A 16,547-nucleotide genomic window follows, 5' to 3' on the forward strand; every position below is an offset into this window, starting at 1 on the left:
CGGGGCCCGGCCCCGCTGACGGGGCCGGGGCGCGCTCGCGGCGGATCCAGGTTCGCGTGGCGCTCGCACCACGTCAATATTAATTCCTAATTTATTTGAACTGGGTTCGGTGTACGGAGCCGTCGACCCCGCGGTACACGGCGTCGACCGCCCCGTCCGGGCCCGCGACCGCGCCGTCCGGGCCCGCGACCGCCCCGTCCGGGCCCGCGACCGCCCCGAGCGCACCGTCGAACGCGCCGCTGGGGAACTCCGGCCGCTTGCTCCACCCCTCCCAGTCGCCGTGTCCGTACCGCCGCTGCCAGAGCGTGTAGTCGGCGCCCCGCGCGTACAGCACCACCGCGTCGCCCACGGCGACCAGCGTCGGGCTGCCGCTCACCGTCCCGCCGAGCGAACTCCACTCCGACCACTGCCCGGAGGCGTCGCGCGACCGCGTCCACACCTCGTCCGCCGAGGTCCGGACGGCCACATGGATCCGGCCCCGTGCGTCCACGACGGCCGAGGGCCTGCCGTACGTCGGCCGGTCGCCCGGCGCGCCCAGCGACGACCAGCCGGACGACGGCCCCCGCTGGCTGATCCGCCCGTCCGCGCCGCGCGCGGTCAGCGTCCAGTGCGTCCCGTCGGTGAACGCCACCGAGGGCGCGTCGGTCAGCTTCCCGCCGAGGGCCTGCCAGCCGCCCCAGCGCCCGTGCGCGAAGACCCGCCGGTACGCCCGGGAGTCGGCGCCCCGCACGAAGACGTCGATCCGCCCGCCCGCCGAGGCGTGGGCGGCGGGCTGGCCGAGGATCCTCCCGTGCGCCGGGCCGCCGAGATCCTTCGTCCGCGGCCTGCCGTCGCCGCCGTCGTCCGTGTGCTGGACGAGGGTGCCGCCCGGTCCGCGGAAGAAGGTGGTCAGCGTGTCGCCTTCGCGTACGACGGCCGGGCTCGCCGAGGTCTTCCGGCCCAGGTCCGCGCCGGGGAGGGCGTCCTCGCCGGTGAGCGTGAGGAACGCGGTGCCGTGCGCCGGCACCTCGACCGTGTACGACCCGGTGTGCGTCCCGCGGCCGGCACGTGCACGCAGGTCGCGGACCGCGACCGGGCCGCCCAGCGCCACGTCGGAGAAGGTCACCGTGCGCTCGGCGGGCCGGTCCGAGCGGTTGAGCAGGACGACGGCGCGCCGACCGTGACCCGAGAGGGCCTTGCTGTAGACGTCGCCGACGGAGTCGGTGGCCACCCGCACGCCCTGGACGGCCAGCGGGTCCTGGTCGACGGCGATGATCTCCGGGTTGCGCAGCGTGCGGAGCATCGAATCGGACAGGGAGCGGGGGTCGGAGCCGATGACCAGCGGGGAGCCCATCTCGGCCCACATCACCAACTGCGTGGTGGACTCCTCCTCCGTCAGCTCCAGTGAGCCGTCGACCATGCGGCGCATGGGGATGAGGTAGTCGGGGTCGTTGTAGTGACCGGGTCCCTGCGCCTCGGGGTGCCAGGCGTTGGCGTCCATGTTGCGCAGCACATTGGGCCACTGACCGGGGCTCGGGGTGCCCCAGGCGATATCGGTGCCGGTGCGCCAGGAGTCCGCGATCGTCGGGGCGTAGGCGTAGGCGTTGTGCGCGTCCTGCTCGGGGGTGTGCGGCAGGCCCCAGTCGTCGGTGAGCGGATTGCACAGGTTCAGCAGCATCCGGCGTCCGGACTTCGCGACCGCGTCGCCGAACTCCTTGAAGGCCGGACCCGGATCGAGCTTCTCGCCGATGCCGCACAGGAAGTCGACCTTGATCGCGTCAATCTTCCAGTCCGCGAACTGCCGGGCGTCCTCGGTGTAGTGGCCACGGCTGCCGAGGCCGCAGCTCTTGCCGCCGTCGTAGGTGCCGGCGTCGGTGTAGATACCGGCCCGCAGACCGCGCTGGTGCAGATAGGAGACGAGGGCCGGGATACCGGAGGGGAAGCGGTCCGGGTGAGCCGCCAGCCGCCCCCGCCCGTCACGCGGGGTGTCGGCCTGCCAGCCGCCGTCCAGCCACACGATGTCGTAACCGCTGTCGCGCAACCCGCTGCTGACGAGCCGGTCCGCGACCGCGCGCACCTCCTTCTCGGTGGGCGCGCCCAGTCCGTAGTACGTGTTCCAGCCCATGTAGGGCGTTGGGGCGAGCCCGCTGTCGTAGTAGTCGGGCGCGCCTTGGTCCACGGCCGGATCGGCCGCGGCCGTCGGCACCGCGGTCGCGGCCAGGACCACGGCGATCGCGGTCGCGACGGCGCCGCGGACGAGGGTGCGGTGACGGGGTCTCCGTGCGGGCTGGGGTGACGTCACGTGCCTCTCCCGATGGTTGGGAAGCAGGAAGGAGACGTGACGCGGCCGCGCCCTCCGACGGCGTCGGCGGCGTCACGGCAAGGACTGTGGCCCGTGGCCGAAACCCTGTCAAGAATTATTCCTAATTTATTTAAACAGCCCCCTGCCCCACCGAGGATCGAGACGGCCCCATGCCACACCCCACCGAACCCGCGTACACGCGGGCCCCGGAGGGGGCGTCGTGCTCAGCCGTCGTCCGAGGGGTGCCGTGCGGCCTTCTTGACCGCGGCTTCCAGGTCGAAGCGGTTGAGCCCGTTCTCCTGGGCGTGCTCGGTAATGGCGGCCTGGATCGTCGCGGCGGCCGTGAACCAGCTCTGCCGCTGGGCGGCGTGCTCGGGCCCGTCGAGGCTGGTGAGCTTGGCGTGCTCGGCGTCAGCTGCTGTCTGGAGTTCGATGAGTCTGCCGAGAATATCCACGCGATGGATCATAAATCCGACACACCCGATACCCGCGCGGGTGCCTCCCTTACCTCATCAGGAGCTTCAGCATCCTCCCCGTATCCGTAAGATCTTCGACGACTTCCGTAGCACCGGCAGCCCGTAGATCGCTCGCACTGGTACGCCCGGTAGCCACCCCGATCACCCGGACGCCACAGCTCAACCCACCCGCGACGTCGTATGGAGTGTCTCCAACAAGGACGGCGTCTTCTGATGGCACCTGAGCACGCTGCAGGGCAGTGCGTACCAGCTGCGGACGCTCGTCTGCATCCTCGCCGAAGGCACCGATCGTCAGGTCGATGTGCTGGTCGAGCCCGAAGGCCATCAGCTTCACCTCTGCAGCTGCCCGGACGTTGCCGGTCATTACGGTCTGCGTGACCTCGCGATGCGCTGCGAGGGCCGCCAGTAGCAACGGCGCCCCAGGGAGGGCGTGCCCGCGCTCGCGTAGCTCGGCCGCCCGCCGGACGTGCGCGGCACCGAGTGCTTGGGCGAACTCCTCGAAGAGTGCCCGGTTGTCCGGCAGACCGTGCAGTTCCAGCGTCTCCCGGAGGATGACCGGCTCGGTCGACCCGTCGATCTTCGCCTGCTCCCGCATGGGTTGACCGGTAACCTCCTCGAAGGCTTCAGCCCAGAGTTCACGGCCGACCCCTCGGGTATCTACGAGTGTGTGGTCGATGTCCCACAACACGAGCAGCGACACTGCCTCGCCTTCCGATCGTTGGATACCGGCCCCGTTGGTGACGCGCACCATGCGCTGAGTGGGGATACGTACGGAGGTAGGCATGGTCGCATCCGATCTGCCAGTCGGCGACAGGATCAGGCACTATCGCGGCGAACGGCGACAGGACGTTGTGGCCGGGCTCGCCGGTATCTCTCCCGACTACCTGTCCCAGATCGAACGGGGGCTCAAGATCCCGTCCCTGCCGATCCTGCACGCCATCGCCCAGGAGCTCGGAGTGCCCACCGCCGCACTGCTCGCTGACACGCCCACGCCCAGCCGCGTGCCCCCGGACACCACCGAGCCCGCGATCGTGCAGGCGCTCATGGGCTACGGGCCACCTCGCAGCGCCCCCGCTGCCGCGCCGACAGCGCTACGCGAGCGTGTGGAGAGCGCCTGGCGAGCCTGGCAAAGCAGCCAGTCACGGTTCACCGACATGGCTGGTGTCTTGCCCAGCCTGATCGCTGATGCCGAGCACGCTGCGCGGGCCCACCGGTCAGCCGAGGACACCGGCCGACGCCGGGACGTCATGCGCGTGACGGCTGACCTCTACTTCCTGCTGCGGTCGTACCTGCGACGCACTGGGCGTGTGGATCTGTCGATGATGGCTGCCGATCGGGCGGTAAGGGCAGCCGAGGAGGCAGACGATCCGCTGCGGATAGCGGCTGCTCAGTGGAACCTGGGACACGTTCTCCTGGCAGCGCAGGAACCAGATGGCGCCGAGCAGGTCGCGCTACGCGCTGTCGAGGAACTACGCCAGGTGCCCATGTCCGCCTCGGATCGGGTCGCGATGTCGGGTGCGCTCCAGCTGGTGGCGGTCGTCGCCGAAGCCAGGCACCGCAACTGGTCGGCGGCGCGGGAACGCCTGCGCACCCAGGCCCGCCCAGCGGCTAGGAAGGTCGGAGAGGGAAACATCATGTGGACCGTGTTCGGTCCCACCAACGTGGACCTGCACGAAGTCAGTATCGAAATGGAAGCAGGCGAGGCGAGCGAGGCGCTGCATGTCGCGGACGAGGTGGACACCAGCGGCCTCCCGTCAATGGAGCGGTCGTTCACCTTCAATCTCGAGGTAGCCCGCTGCCACAACCTGCGCCGCGAGGACGCCGCGGTGCTCTTGAGTCTGCTGGAGCTGGAGGACTTGGCGCCGGAGGATCTGGCGCGTACTCCCTTGGCGCGAGAGCTGATGCTCACGGTGATCCGACGCGGCCGGGCCATGCACGCCCGCCAGGCGGAGAAGTTGGCAGAGCGGGTCGGAGTCTTCTGACCGGCGAGCTTGTGGTTCACCCGAACTGACAGCTCGGGTGAACAGCCCCAGACGTCTTTACGGTCAGTCATCACCCGATCACCGATGATGTCCGGGGGCTACTGTGCCGACGAATCCCCAAGTCCTGCCGTGGACACCGCCGAACACCGAAGACGTCGAGGCGTTACCGGTCGGCACATGGTGGGACGCCGTGTCCGCGCCCACCAGCGTCGCGGACCGCGCCCTGGAACTGCTCGGTGACCAGTCCGGAGCGGTCATCCAGGACGACACCTACGGCAAGACGTACTGGCTCATCGCGATCGGCACGGACACCCCCCGCGGGTGGCGGATGCGCCAGGTCCGCGTCCTCACCGAGCTCGCCGACGAGGGCACCCTCCTCGGCGTACCGCCCGCGTCCTGGGGGCCTGAACACCGAACCTACTGGCGGATCCCGCTCGGCCCCGGACAGTACCTGACCGACACCCATCACCTGGTGCCCGCCCTGCGCCAGGCCCTGGATGCCGTCCTCGGCCCGGAACCGGACGGCCGACAGCTCTGCTACCGCTGCCAACTCCCCACCGACGAACCGGTCCCAGTGTCCATAGAGCACAGCGGCAGTGTCGCCAGCGCGGCCGTCTACGCCTGCCCGACCCACGCCCGGGACTACCCGCGCGATTCCGTCGCCCAGGCCGCCGCCATGCGCCGCGCGCTCGACCGGGGCAGGACCCGATGACGGCCCCCGAGCAGGCGACGGTCTCGGCCCTGGTGGACCCCGACACGCTCACCCACGCCCAGACCAGCGGCTGGGACTGCGTGCTCTGCGGCCTACGCCTGACCGACGCGCCCAGTCGGCCGCTGGGCACCGTAACGGTCAAACGCGGCTCTGCCCACATGGTCTACGAGGTGTGGGCCTGCGCCCCCACCTGCGGCGCGGAGCCCGCGCCGCCGGAGCCCGAGCCGACGGCCTGGAGCCGCTGGCTTGGCCACGCCGTGGACTGCCCCGGCTGCCGGACCGGCGAGCGGTGTGCCGCCGGGGGCGCCCTGTACCGCGAGGTACGGGCCAACCTCCCCGAAGGGGCGCAGCCACCCCCACCCCGCCGGAAGAGCCCGGGAGACCCCCGATGAGGCCCCACCGACAGACCCCCGCAGTGCGGGCCGGGCTGCTCGTCTTCCGCGCTGCCCGGATGGGCCTGCTGCTCGTCGCGCTCACCGCGCTGCCGGTCCCCGCAGTCTGGCTCTGCTTCGCGAGCAACCCGGCCCCATAAGCCGGGTGGGTCGCTGGTGTTCCGGGCCCCGTACCGGACGACGGCGTCAGCGGCCCACCCTCCTACCCCCTGCGGCAGGTGCAGCCGGGACAGTCACCGGTCGCAGGGCAGGGACCCGGCCCCGACCATACGTCGTGGGAGGGCGCGTTACGTGGTCAGCACCGGGACGTCTCTCTCACCGAGGTCCGGTCGGTGTACTACCGGCGCCCCGGCGCCCACCGGCTCCATCCGGACATGTCCGAGCAGGACGCGCGATGGGCCCAGGCAGAGGCGCATGCCGGGTTCAATGGGCTGCTGTACACGCTGCCCGCCCTGTGGGTGAACCACCCGAACCGAAACGCCCTGGCTGCGTTCCCGCCCGTCGCCCTGGCCGCGGCGGCCCGCAGCGGACTGTCCGTACCCCGGACGCTGATCACCAACGACCTGGCCGAGGCCCGTGAGTTCGTCGCCGCGCTGCCCGGCGAAGTCGCCGCGTACAAGGCACTCGGCACCACCCACCCCAGCGACCACGACGACCGCCCACAGGCCCTGTGGACCACACAGGTCCGGCCCGGCGAGATCGACGAGTCCGTCGGGCGCACCGCCCACCAGTTCCAGGAGTGGGTGGACAAGGCATACGAGGTGCGGCTCACCGCCGTTGGGTGTCAGCTGTTCGCCGCCGAGATCCACGCCGGGTCAGCAGCCTCCCGCCTCGACTTCCGGGCGGACTACGACAGCCTGACATACAAGCCGTGCGAGCTGCCCAAGCACATCGCTCGGGGCGTCCACATGCTCATGTTCACGTTCGGCCTGCGATACGCCGCCCTGGACTTCCTCGTTAACCCACAGGGGCGCTGGCACCTGATCGAGGTAAATCCGAACGGGCAGTGGGGATTCGTCCCCGACCTGAGAGCGCCCATCACCCGAGCACTCGCTGACCTACTCGAGAGGGCCCACCCGTGAGCATCACCAACACGCCGTCCGCTGACGAACTGCGCCAGCACATGGCCGACCACCTGGCGAGGACCGGCTGTATCCGGTCCAAGCCCTGGCGCGCCGCCTTCCTCGGCGTTCCCCGCCACGAGTTCGTCTCCGACTTCACCGTCCGGGCGCAGGGCAGCCTGCACCGGTACAGCCAGGGCGACCCCGCCTGGCTGGCCGCGGCCTACCAGGACGTTTCCCTGCTGACCCAGTTCGACCAGGATGGCACCGCCACCAGCTCCTCCACGCAGCCTTCCCTCATGGCCGAGATGCTCGAGGCCCTCGATGTGCGGGACGGGGACACCGTGCTGGAGATCGGCGCGGGCACCGGCTACAACGCCGCGCTGCTCTCCCACCGCCTCGGGCCCGACCATGTCGTGACGGTCGACGTCGACCCCGAGCTGGTGGCCTCGGCGAAGACCCGCCTTCGCTCAGCCGGGTACGAACCCACCCTCGTCGCGGGGGATGGGACGGCCGGGTACCCGGAGCGTGCACCGTACGATCGGCTGCTGGCGACGTGCGGGGTGGGCCGGATCCCGACGCCCTGGCGGGACCAACTGCGCCCGGGTGGGGTGATCGTGGCGAACATCGGCTGCGGCATCGTGCGCCTGGTGGTCCGGAACGACCACTCCGCCGGCGGCACGTTCCTCTCCGGCCTGGCCACCTTCATGAATGCCCGGCCGACCCCCGACACGGTGGGAACCACCACAGGGCGGCTCGTGCAGCCGCTGCTGACGTGGTCCGGCCAGACCCGGGAGATCACCCTCCCCGCAGTCCTGGACGCCCCCGGGCCGCAGTTCCTCTCCGCGCTGCTGCAGCCGGAGGTCAACGACTTCGCTCTGGTGGCCGAGGACGGTCGGCAGACGCGATGCCTCTTCGACCCGGAGAGCTCGTCATGGGCACGGATCACCATGACCGAGGCCGGGGTCATGACCGCCTGGCTCGACCACGGTGGGCCGCGTGATCTGTGGGCCGAGCGGGAGCCGCTGCTCACCCAGTGGCGGGATGCCGGGCGGCCGGGGCATGAGCGCTACGGCCTGACGGTGGACCCGGAAGGTGTTCATACGCTGTGGTTGGACGAGCCGGATGGCGTGGCCTGGCGTCTGCCGGGCCAGTCGGCGTGAGAACTCCGGAAGACGACGATGACGACTTGGGCCTGGTCGGCGACCTCGGCGCAGCTATCAACGCGAGCAAGGACGCCAGCCTCGACTCCGAGCTACGGGGCCTTGCGGGAAGCGCCGCCGAGACCGGTGCCGAGCAGTTGGCCGATCCCAGAGGTGCCGCCGCAGCCCTTCCTGACCCGTTGCACCGCAGGTCAGAGAGGGCGCGGCGGCATTCGGTCATCAAATGTCGCGGAAGGTCTCGATCTGGGCGCCGATCGAGTTCAGCCGCTCCGCGAGGTCCTCGTAGCCGCGGTTGATGACGTACACGTTGCGCAGTACGGAGGTGCCCGGCGCGGCCATCATCGCCAGTAGGACGACCACGGCGGGGCGCAGGGCGGGCGGGCACATCATCTCGGCCGAGCGCCAGCGGGTGGGGCCCTCGACCAGGACGCGGTGCGGGTCGAGGAGTTTGACGTGGGCGCCGAGCCGGTTGAGCTCGGTGAGGTAGATCGCGCGGTTGTCGTAGACCCAGTCGTGGATCAGCGTCGAGCCCTGGGCGACGGCCGCGATCGCCGCGAAGAAGGGCACGTTGTCGATGTTGACGCCGGGGAACGGCATCGGGTGGATCTTGTCGATGGGGGCCTGCAGCTTGGACGGGCGCACGGTCAGATCGACCAGCCGGGTACGGCCGTTGTCCGCCGCGTACTCCCCGCCGCGCTCGTGGTCCAGCCCCATCTCCTCCAGGACGGCCAGCTCGATCTCCAGGAACTCCACCGGTACCCGGCGGATCGTCAGCTCCGACTCGGTGATGACGGCGGCGGCCAGCAGACTCATCGCCTCGACCGGGTCCTCGGAGGGGGAGTAGTCGACATCGCGGTCGATGTGGGCCACGCCGTGGACGGTCAGCGTCGTGGTGCCCACGCCCTCGACCTTGACGCCCAACTCCTCCAGGAAGAAGCAGAGATCCTGGACCATGTAGTTGGACGAGGCGTTGCGGATCACCGTGACGCCGTCGTGCCGGGCGGCCGCCAGCAGCGCGTTCTCGGTGACGGTGTCGCCGCGTTCGGTCAGCACGATGGCGCGGGTGGGGGCGACCGAGCGGTCGACGTGGGAGTGGTACATCCCGTCGGTGGCGGTCACTTCGAGGCCGAAGTGGCGCAGGGCGGTCATATGCGGCTGCACGGTGCGGGTGCCGAGGTCGCAACCGCCCGCGTAGGGAATCCGGAAGCGGTCCATCCGGTGCAGCAGCGGGCCGAGGAACATGATGACGCTGCGCGTCCGGCGGGCGGCCTCGGTGTCCATGGCCTCGAGGTCCAGCTCGGCGGGCGGCACGATCTCCAGATCGGCGCCGTCGTTGATCCAGCGGGTGCGGACGCCGATGCTGCCCAGAACCTCGAGGATGCGGTAGACCTCCTCGATCCTGGCGACCCTCCGCAGTGTCGTACGGCCCGCGTTGAGGAGCGTGGCGCACAGCAGCGCCACACACGCGTTCTTGCTCGTCTTGACGTCGATGGCCCCGGACAGCCGGCGGCCGCCGACCACCCGGAGGTGCATCGGGCCCGCGTAGCCGAGGGAGACGATCTCGCTGTCCAGGGCCTCACCGATCCTGGCGATCATCTCAAGACTGATGTTCTGGTTTCCCCGCTCAATGCGGTTGACCGCACTCTGGCTTGTGCCGAGGGCCTCCGCGAGCTGGGACTGGGTCCAGCCCCGGTGTTGACGGGCGTCACGGATGAGCTTGCCGATACGTGAGAGGTAGTCGTCAGTCATGGAGAAGAGGCTATCTCACATATGAGATGCGCACGCGACGTGGGAGGCGGAAGGAGTGACGGCTCTCCACTCGGGCATTGTTCTATTAGTATGCAAACAAGTGAGGAAATGTGCGGTGAAGCGAGGGGGTCGACATGCGTCCTGTCCGACGGCGCGCGCTGGTCGTCGCACTGCCCTTTGTGCTGGCGTGGGCCGTGGTCGTGGCGACCTTCGCCGGACTGCGCGACCGGCTGCCGGACCCGCTCGCCACGCATTTCGGCGCGGACGGGAAGGCCGACGGATTCACCGGTACGGGTGCGTTCCTCTCGGTGGTCACCGCCGTCCTCCTCGGCTCCGGCCTCCTCACCCTCGTGTCCACCACTCGTCTGACCAAGGGCCTCCGCGCCCAGCGGTTCGCGGTCACCCTCGGCTACGGCATGTCCGGCCTGCTGGGCCACGCCTTCGCGTCCCTGCTCGTCGCCAACGCCAACGCCGACGCCACCCGCGCCTCCCGGGTCTCCCAGCCCCTGTGGCAACTGGGCATCGCCCTCGCGGTCGCGGCCGTGATGGGCGCGCTGGGCTGGCTGCTCGCGAGCCGGGACGCGGCGTCTGTGCCCAACACCCTGATGGAGCGCGACCGCCCGGCGGCGGGGGAGCGCGGCTGAGATGCTCTTCCGCGTCGACCCCGGCTCCGCGGTCCCGCTGGCCGACCAGATCGCCGCCTCCGTACGCGGCGCGATCGCCGACGGCACCGTACGCCCCGGCGAACGCCTCCCCGCCGCCCGCGCGCTCGGCGAATCCCTCGGCGTCAACGTCCACACGGTCCTGCGCGGCTACCAACGGCTCCGCGAGGAGGGCCTGATCGAATTGCGCCGAGGCCGCGGCGCGGTCGTCACCGGCGACCGGCCCACGGCCCGCGCCCGGCTCCTGGAGGGCGTCCAGGGCCTGGTGGACCAGGCCCGCGCCCTGGGCCTCTCCGACGAGGAGGTCCTGACCCTGGTCAGAACCCGCCTCGGGGGCGGCTGAGGCCCATCAGAATTCAGAATTCGGAGGTGTCCAGCTCCAGGTCGAACGGCTCGGGGAGCGAGAGCGGAGTGCCGAAGGGGTGGGGGCCGTCCGCCTTGGTGTAGCCGAGGTTGCCAGGCGCGGAGTAGAGCGTGCAGGCGCGCTGCTGCCGGTCGACCAGCAGATACAGCGGGGCGCCGTACTCGGCGTAGCGGCGCGGCTTGACGACCCGGTCGGTGTCTCCGTTCGAGTCTGAGGTCACCTCGACGATCAGGAGGGTCTGGTCGGGGAGCAGGGCCCCGGCGTCCTTGGCGAGCTCCCGGGGGACGATGGCGAGGTCCGGCACAAACCAGTTGGGGGTGCCGGGGAGGTCCAGGTCGCCTGATCCCGCCATGCAGCCCAGGGCGTTCACCTTGGGCGCGAGGCGCTCCCGGACCTTCGCGATCGTGCTCTCGTGGTCCCAAGCAGGCGACAGCGGTTCGATGAACCCCTCGATGACCTGTACGCGGTCGAAGCCCCGGATGCGCTGGACTGCGTACTTGAGGGCGGTTTCGGGATCGTCGGCCAGGTACGCGGGTGGTCGTGTGCTCATCGGTCCTCCACGGGGTGTCGGAACGCGAGGTCTATCGCGGCGGATACGCGGCGTGCGCGGATCCGGCCCCGGGGATCACCCGTACCGGTGACGATCCCTCGTCACCACCGCCGCCAGCGTCCGCGCCGGGCCGTCGACCGCGGGGCCGTGGAGGAGTTCGGTGCGGTGGAGGAGGCGGGGGGCGATCAGGGGGGACGTGACGATGCCGGGGGTGCCCTTGGTGGCGGGGTGGGGGAGGAGGGCGAGGCCGTGGCCGGCGGCGGTGAGGGCGAGGAGGCCGCGGACATCGGTGCCCTCGTACGTCAGCGAGGCGCGGAAGCCGTCGGTCCGGCTGACCGCGCGCAGCTGCTCCAGCGGCATGGCGGCATCCGGGGCGTCCAGCCAGTTGGCGTCGGCGAGGTCGGCCAGCCGCAGGCCGAGGCGGCGGGCCAGCGGGTGGCCGGTGGGCAGGGCCACCACCAGCGGGGCCTCCGCGACCGTGACCGCGGTGAGCGGGCCCACCTCGGGCAGCGGCAGGGCGTCGGCGGGGGTGGCCGGGCCGTCGACCAGTCCCAGGTCCAGGGTCCCGGACGCCACCGCGGCCGGGATCTCCCGGCGGCCGAGGATCCGCAGGGAGGCTTTGGCGGCCGGATGCGCCTGGCGCACCCGGTCCAGGGCCGTGGCGATTCTCGGGGTCATCGCCAGTGGCGAGGCCCCCACGACCAGCCGGGCGGCGCCGGAGCCCGACAGCCGCTCGACGTCGGCCCGCGCCGCGTCCAGACGGAGCAGCAGCGGACCGGCGTGTTCCAGCAGCCGGGCGCCCGCGCTGGTGAGCATGACCGGCCGCCGGGTCAGCAGTGACGTCCGCAGATCCGCTTCCAGGGACGCGATGTGCTCGGAGACCGCCGCCGGGGTGAAGCCCAGCTCATGGGCGGCGTCGGAGAAGGATCCGCAGCGGGCCACGGAGATGAACGTGCGGAGCAGATGCGGGTCCATGGCAGCAGTATCGCGGTGGCGGGGGTGGCTCAGTCGGCGATCACCCTTACCGGTGAAGACGGGGGAACACGGGTGCACACGGGTGAGCACAACGGGGGGACACCGGTGCACATGAGTGAGCACGGGTGAACGCCGGTGCACCGACCCGGACCGCGCGCGGCGACATCCGTAGACCGTGTTCGGCCGCCCCCGTAGACCGTGCTCCGCCGCCCCCGGAGACCGCGCGCGGCGGCACCCGGACCGCGCTCGCACCCGGGCAGGGCATGACCGCGCGGGGGCGATGTACTAGAGTTATCTCGACATCGAGATATCTGCTGGAAGGCGCATAGTCGCCCCGCGCCGGTAAGGCTTACCTAACTTAGCCCTACCTTAGCGGATCGGCGCGGGCATGTGACGGCAGCATTGCGGTGGTACGCGCGAAATCATGCATGAAGGAGACTGTCGTGTCGGCGAACAGCTTCGACGCCCGCAGCACCCTGCAGGTGGGCGACGAATCGTACGAGATCTTCAGGCTGGACAAGGTCGAGGGGTCGGCCCGGCTCCCTTACAGCCTCAAGGTGCTGCTGGAGAACCTGCTCCGCACCGAGGACGGCGCGAACATCACCGCCGACCACATCCGCGCGCTGGGCGGCTGGGACTCGCAGGCCCAGCCCAGCCAGGAGATCCAGTTCACGCCGGCCCGCGTGATCATGCAGGACTTCACGGGTGTGCCCTGCGTCGTCGACCTCGCCACCATGCGTGAGGCCGTCAAGGAGCTCGGCGGCGACCCGGCGAAGATCAACCCGCTGGCCCCGGCCGAGCTGGTCATCGACCACTCCGTGATCGCCGACCGGTTCGGCACCCCGGACGCCTTCACCCAGAACGTGGAGCTGGAGTACGGCCGCAACAAGGAGCGCTACCAGTTCCTGCGCTGGGGCCAGACCGCCTTCGACGAGTTCAAGGTCGTCCCGCCCGGCACCGGTATCGTCCACCAGGTCAACATCGAGCACCTGGCCCGCACCGTCATGGTCCGGGGCGGCCAGGCGTACCCGGACACCCTGGTCGGCACCGACTCCCACACCACCATGGTCAACGGCCTCGGTGTGCTCGGCTGGGGCGTCGGCGGCATCGAGGCCGAGGCCGCGATGCTGGGCCAGCCGGTCTCGATGCTCATCCCGCGCGTGGTCGGCTTCAAGCTGACGGGTGAGCTGAAGCCCGGTACCACTGCCACCGACCTCGTGCTGACCATCACCGAGATGCTGCGCAAGCACGGTGTCGTCGGCAAGTTCGTCGAGTTCTACGGCGAGGGTGTGGCGGCCACGAGCCTCGCCAACCGCGCCACCATCGGCAATATGTCGCCGGAGTTCGGCTCCACCGCCGCGATCTTCCCGATCGACGACGAGACCATCAACTACCTGAAGCTCACCGGCCGCTCCGAGCAGCAGGTCGCGCTCGTCGAGGCGTACGCCAAGGAGCAGGGTCTCTGGCTCGACCCGGCCGCCGAGCCCGACTTCTCCGAGAAGCTGGAGCTCGACCTGGCGACGGTCGTCCCGTCCATCGCCGGCCCGAAGCGCCCGCAGGACCGCATCGTGCTCGCCGAGGCGGCGCAGCAGTTCGCCCAGGACGTCCGTAACTACGTGCCCGACGCCGAGGAGGACGAGGCGGGCAAGGAGTCCTTCCCGGCCTCCGACGCCCCGGCCGTCTCCAACGGCGTGCCCACCAAGCCGACCCTGGTGACCGCCCCCGACGGGTCCACGTACGAGATCGACCACGGCGCCGTCACCGTCGCCGCGATCACCTCGTGCACCAACACCTCCAACCCGTACGTCATGGTCGCCGCCGCGCTGGTGGCCAAGAAGGCGGTGGAGAAGGGCCTGACCCGCAAGCCGTGGGTCAAGACCACTCTGGCCCCGGGCTCGAAGGTCGTCACCGACTACTTCGACAAGGCGGGCCTGACCCCCTACCTCGACAAGGTCGGCTTCAACCTGGTCGGCTACGGCTGCACCACCTGCATCGGCAACTCCGGCCCGCTGCCGGACGAGGTCTCCAAGGCCGTCAACGAGGCCGACCTCGCCGTCACCTCGGTGCTCTCCGGCAACCGGAACTTCGAGGGCCGGATCAACCCGGACGTCAAGATGAACTACCTGGCGTCCCCGCCGCTGGTCGTCGCGTACGCCATCGCCGGTTCGATGAAGGTGAACATCACCACGGACGCGCTGGGCACCGACCAGGAGGGCAAGCCGGTCTTCCTCGAAGACATCTGGCCGACCGAGGCCGAGGTCAACGACGTCGTGGCCAACGCCATCGGCGAGGACATGTTCAACAAGTCCTATCAGGACGTCTTCGCCGGTGACGCCCAGTGGCAGGCGCTGCCGATCCCGACCGGCAACACCTTCGAGTGGGACGCCGAGTCCACCTACGTGCGCAAGCCCCCGTACTTCGAGGGCATGACCATGGAGACGAGCCCGGTCGAGGACATCGCCGGCGCCCGTGTGCTGGCCAAGCTGGGCGACTCGGTCACCACCGACCACATCTCCCCGGCCGGTGCGATCAAGGCCGACACCCCGGCCGGCAAGTACCTCACCGAGCACGGTGTCGAGCGTCGCGACTTCAACTCCTACGGCTCCCGCCGGGGCAACCACGAGGTCATGATCCGCGGCACCTTCGCCAACATCCGGCTGCGCAACCAGATCGCGCCCGGCACCGAGGGCGGCTTCACCCGCGACTTCACGCAGGACGGGGCTCCGGTCTCCTTCATCTACGACGCCTCGCAGAACTACCAGGCGGCCGGCGTCCCGCTGGTCATCCTGGCGGGCAAGGAGTACGGCTCCGGCTCGTCCCGCGACTGGGCCGCCAAGGGCACCGCGCTGCTCGGCGTCAAGGCCGTCGTCGCCGAGTCGTACGAGCGCATCCACCGCTCGAACCTGATCGGCATGGGCGTCCTCCCGCTCCAGTTCCCCGAGGGCGCCTCGGCGCAGTCGCTGGGCCTGACCGGCGAGGAGACCTTCGACATCACCGGCGTCACCGCGCTCAACGAGGGCGGCATCCCGGACACCGTCAAGGTCAAGGCCGGTGAGCTGGAGTTCGACGCCAAGGTGCGCATCGACACCCCCGGTGAGGCCGACTACTACCGCAACGGCGGCATCATGCAGTACGTGCTGCGCTCGCTGATCCGCAAGTAGGCGCGGCTCACGGCAGCGGCGACGGGCCGCACCCCCGGGCAGGGGTGCGGCCCGTCCGCGTACCCAGTCGGAGCCACGGTCAGAGAAACGTTCCGGACGGGATGTACGGCATCGGCGGCGGCATCCCCCGCAGACACACATAGCCGCCGGTGGACAGCTCGAGCCCGGCCTCGATCCCCACGTCCACCGCCCACTGCTGTTCGGCCGTCAGCCCCGCGACCCGCGCGTCGGAGCCCTCCGGAAGGCACAGCAGCGCGGCGGTCAGCAGCCGCTTCGCCAGCCGCCGCGAGGTCGCGGCCAGCATCTCGACCTCGCCGTCCTCGCCGACGTAGCAGTAGCCGCTGCCCGCGAGGTCGTCCACCACCAGCAACCGCCGCTGGGTGAGCAGCAGTTCGTGGTCGGCGCCGTGCGCGCCGCCCCGGGTGCGGCGGTCCACCGAGTCCAGCAGGTCCCGGTGGCGGGCCACGCCCTCGTGCACCGCGCCGTCCGGCGGGGACAGCCGCTCCTTGGTCTCCGGTCCGACCGTGCCGCGCAGCCGCATCGCCGGATGCAGCGCGAACCCGGCGCGCCGGTAGGTGCCGGCCGCGCGCGAATCCTCCGATCCGCAGATGATGCCGCGCAGACACCCCCGTCCGTACATCAGCGCCGCGGCCAGCAACTCCCGGCCCACACCCTGCCGTCGGGCCCGTGGCAGCACCGCGAACATCGACAGTCCCCAGGTGCCCTCGCGCCGGGCCGACAGCGTCACGCCGAGCGGCATCCCGGCCTCGTCCAGGGCGAGCCAGCAGCCGCCCGGGTCGGTGCGGGCGAGATGCCGGTTCCGCTGATGGGCCTCGGCCATGTGCCCCGGCGGCCATCCGTCCTCGCCCGCGAGGGCGGCGGAGTCCCCGAAGGCGGCGGCCACCACCTCCCATGCCGCCTCGGCGTCCTCGTCGGTGTCACGTAGCTGGCGGAGGATCATGCGCCCATGATGGCGCGTCCGATGAGCGATTGCCGGTACGCGGAAGCGGCTTGCTCGA

The 16,547-nt window shown here is 70.6% G+C and carries 16 protein-coding genes; 9 read left to right on the top strand and 7 right to left on the bottom strand.

What is annotated here, in order from left to right; translation table 11 throughout:
- Positions 1-91 precede the first annotated feature (91 nt).
- The 3 genes from J2Z30_RS19895 to J2Z30_RS19905 all read right to left on the bottom strand — a co-directional run bounded on the left by J2Z30_RS19895 (position 92) and on the right by J2Z30_RS19905 (position 3,508).
- Complete coding sequence (locus tag J2Z30_RS19895; RefSeq protein ID WP_486389197.1) at positions 92-2,104, bottom strand: DUF8189 domain-containing protein; 2,013 nt, start codon at positions 2,102-2,104, stop codon at positions 92-94.
- A gap of 401 nt (positions 2,105-2,505) precedes the next feature.
- Complete coding sequence (locus tag J2Z30_RS19900) at positions 2,506-2,736, bottom strand: hypothetical protein (protein WP_044581292.1); 231 nt, start codon at positions 2,734-2,736, stop codon at positions 2,506-2,508.
- Positions 2,737-2,785: 49 nt separating this feature from the next.
- Positions 2,786-3,508 carry an HAD family hydrolase gene (locus tag J2Z30_RS19905; RefSeq protein ID WP_209468749.1) on the bottom strand — a complete coding sequence of 241 codons (723 nt, stop codon included), beginning with the start codon at positions 3,506-3,508 and terminating at the stop codon, positions 2,786-2,788.
- Positions 3,509-3,539: 31 nt separating this feature from the next.
- Here J2Z30_RS19905 and J2Z30_RS19910 point away from each other — a divergent pair, with 31 nt between their 5' ends.
- The 6 genes from J2Z30_RS19910 (at position 3,540) to J2Z30_RS19935 (ending at position 8,067) form a co-directional block, all read left to right on the top strand.
- Positions 3,540-4,739 carry a helix-turn-helix domain-containing protein gene (locus J2Z30_RS19910; RefSeq protein ID WP_044569243.1) on the top strand — a complete coding sequence of 400 codons (1,200 nt, stop codon included), beginning with the start codon at positions 3,540-3,542 and terminating at the stop codon, positions 4,737-4,739.
- Positions 4,740-4,842: 103 nt separating this feature from the next.
- Complete coding sequence (locus J2Z30_RS19915) at positions 4,843-5,451, top strand: hypothetical protein (protein ID WP_044569242.1); 609 nt, start codon at positions 4,843-4,845, stop codon at positions 5,449-5,451.
- Positions 5,448-5,843 (top strand): hypothetical protein, encoded by a 396-nt coding sequence (locus J2Z30_RS19920; protein ID WP_063790891.1) that lies wholly within the window; start codon positions 5,448-5,450, stop codon positions 5,841-5,843. The genes J2Z30_RS19915 and J2Z30_RS19920 overlap by 4 nt, the downstream gene beginning before the upstream one ends.
- Entirely contained in the window at positions 5,840-5,983 is a 144-nt protein-coding gene (locus J2Z30_RS19925; RefSeq protein ID WP_209468750.1) for a hypothetical protein, read from the top strand. Before J2Z30_RS19920 ends, J2Z30_RS19925 begins: the two co-directional genes overlap by 4 nt.
- A gap of 234 nt (positions 5,984-6,217) precedes the next feature.
- Positions 6,218-6,925, top strand: coding sequence for an MvdC/MvdD family ATP grasp protein (locus J2Z30_RS19930; protein ID WP_245388203.1), 708 nt, complete (start codon positions 6,218-6,220; stop codon positions 6,923-6,925).
- Positions 6,922-8,067, top strand: a complete 1,146-nt coding sequence (locus J2Z30_RS19935) for a methyltransferase domain-containing protein (protein WP_044569240.1) — start codon at positions 6,922-6,924, stop codon at positions 8,065-8,067. Before J2Z30_RS19930 ends, J2Z30_RS19935 begins: the two co-directional genes overlap by 4 nt.
- Positions 8,068-8,286: 219 nt before the next feature.
- On the opposite strand, the gene J2Z30_RS19940 is transcribed toward J2Z30_RS19935, so the two are convergent.
- On the bottom strand, positions 8,287-9,816 hold the full coding sequence (locus J2Z30_RS19940; RefSeq protein WP_044569239.1) for a helix-turn-helix domain-containing protein: 1,530 nt from the start codon (positions 9,814-9,816) through the stop codon (positions 8,287-8,289).
- Positions 9,817-9,950: 134 nt separating this feature from the next.
- Here J2Z30_RS19940 and J2Z30_RS19945 point away from each other — a divergent pair, with 134 nt between their 5' ends.
- Both J2Z30_RS19945 and J2Z30_RS19950 read left to right on the top strand, forming a co-directional pair.
- The gene (locus J2Z30_RS19945) at positions 9,951-10,460 is read left to right on the top strand and encodes a DUF1648 domain-containing protein (protein WP_052701322.1); all 510 of its coding nucleotides are present in this window, start codon (positions 9,951-9,953) and stop codon (positions 10,458-10,460) included.
- A gap of 1 nt (position 10,461) precedes the next feature.
- Positions 10,462-10,821, top strand: coding sequence for a GntR family transcriptional regulator (locus tag J2Z30_RS19950; RefSeq protein ID WP_044569238.1), 360 nt, complete (start codon positions 10,462-10,464; stop codon positions 10,819-10,821).
- Between the two features lie 13 nt (positions 10,822-10,834).
- On the opposite strand, the gene J2Z30_RS19955 is transcribed toward J2Z30_RS19950, so the two are convergent.
- Both J2Z30_RS19955 and J2Z30_RS19960 read right to left on the bottom strand, forming a co-directional pair.
- Positions 10,835-11,392, bottom strand: coding sequence for a Uma2 family endonuclease (locus J2Z30_RS19955; RefSeq protein WP_044569237.1), 558 nt, complete (start codon positions 11,390-11,392; stop codon positions 10,835-10,837).
- Positions 11,393-11,467: 75 nt separating this feature from the next.
- Positions 11,468-12,367 (bottom strand): LysR family transcriptional regulator, encoded by a 900-nt coding sequence (locus tag J2Z30_RS19960; protein ID WP_044569236.1) that lies wholly within the window; start codon positions 12,365-12,367, stop codon positions 11,468-11,470.
- Between the two features lie 443 nt (positions 12,368-12,810).
- Here J2Z30_RS19960 and acnA point away from each other — a divergent pair, with 443 nt between their 5' ends.
- Positions 12,811-15,528, top strand: a complete 2,718-nt coding sequence (gene acnA, locus J2Z30_RS19965; protein WP_044581288.1) for an aconitate hydratase AcnA — start codon at positions 12,811-12,813, stop codon at positions 15,526-15,528.
- A gap of 79 nt (positions 15,529-15,607) precedes the next feature.
- On the opposite strand, the gene J2Z30_RS19970 is transcribed toward acnA, so the two are convergent.
- Complete coding sequence (locus J2Z30_RS19970; RefSeq protein WP_044569235.1) at positions 15,608-16,489, bottom strand: GNAT family N-acetyltransferase; 882 nt, start codon at positions 16,487-16,489, stop codon at positions 15,608-15,610.
- Positions 16,490-16,547 lie beyond the last annotated feature (58 nt).

Source organism: Streptomyces iranensis, assembly GCF_017874715.1.
Lineage (GTDB): Bacteria > Actinomycetota > Actinomycetes > Streptomycetales > Streptomycetaceae > Streptomyces > Streptomyces iranensis.

Bases quoted from the DNA above. Each gene is read 5' to 3' on its own strand.
- J2Z30_RS19960 (WP_044569236.1), bottom strand. From the start codon at position 12,367: ATGGACCCGCATCTGCTCCGCACGTTCATCTCCGTGGCCCGCTGCGGA.
- J2Z30_RS19940 (WP_044569239.1), bottom strand. From the start codon at position 9,816: ATGACTGACGACTACCTCTCACGTATCGGCAAGCTCATCCGTGACGCC.
- J2Z30_RS19925 (WP_209468750.1), top strand. From the start codon at position 5,840: ATGAGGCCCCACCGACAGACCCCCGCAGTGCGGGCCGGGCTGCTCGTC.
- J2Z30_RS19945 (WP_052701322.1), top strand. From the start codon at position 9,951: ATGCGTCCTGTCCGACGGCGCGCGCTGGTCGTCGCACTGCCCTTTGTG.
- J2Z30_RS19970 (WP_044569235.1), bottom strand. From the start codon at position 16,489: ATGATCCTCCGCCAGCTACGTGACACCGACGAGGACGCCGAGGCGGCA.
- J2Z30_RS19895 (WP_486389197.1), bottom strand. From the start codon at position 2,104: ATGGGCTGGAACACGTACTACGGACTGGGCGCGCCCACCGAGAAGGAG.
- J2Z30_RS19905 (WP_209468749.1), bottom strand. From the start codon at position 3,508: ATGGTGCGCGTCACCAACGGGGCCGGTATCCAACGATCGGAAGGCGAG.
- J2Z30_RS19950 (WP_044569238.1), top strand. From the start codon at position 10,462: ATGCTCTTCCGCGTCGACCCCGGCTCCGCGGTCCCGCTGGCCGACCAG.
- J2Z30_RS19920 (WP_063790891.1), top strand. From the start codon at position 5,448: ATGACGGCCCCCGAGCAGGCGACGGTCTCGGCCCTGGTGGACCCCGAC.
- J2Z30_RS19910 (WP_044569243.1), top strand. From the start codon at position 3,540: ATGGTCGCATCCGATCTGCCAGTCGGCGACAGGATCAGGCACTATCGC.
- J2Z30_RS19955 (WP_044569237.1), bottom strand. From the start codon at position 11,392: ATGAGCACACGACCACCCGCGTACCTGGCCGACGATCCCGAAACCGCC.
- J2Z30_RS19930 (WP_245388203.1), top strand. From the start codon at position 6,218: ATGTCCGAGCAGGACGCGCGATGGGCCCAGGCAGAGGCGCATGCCGGG.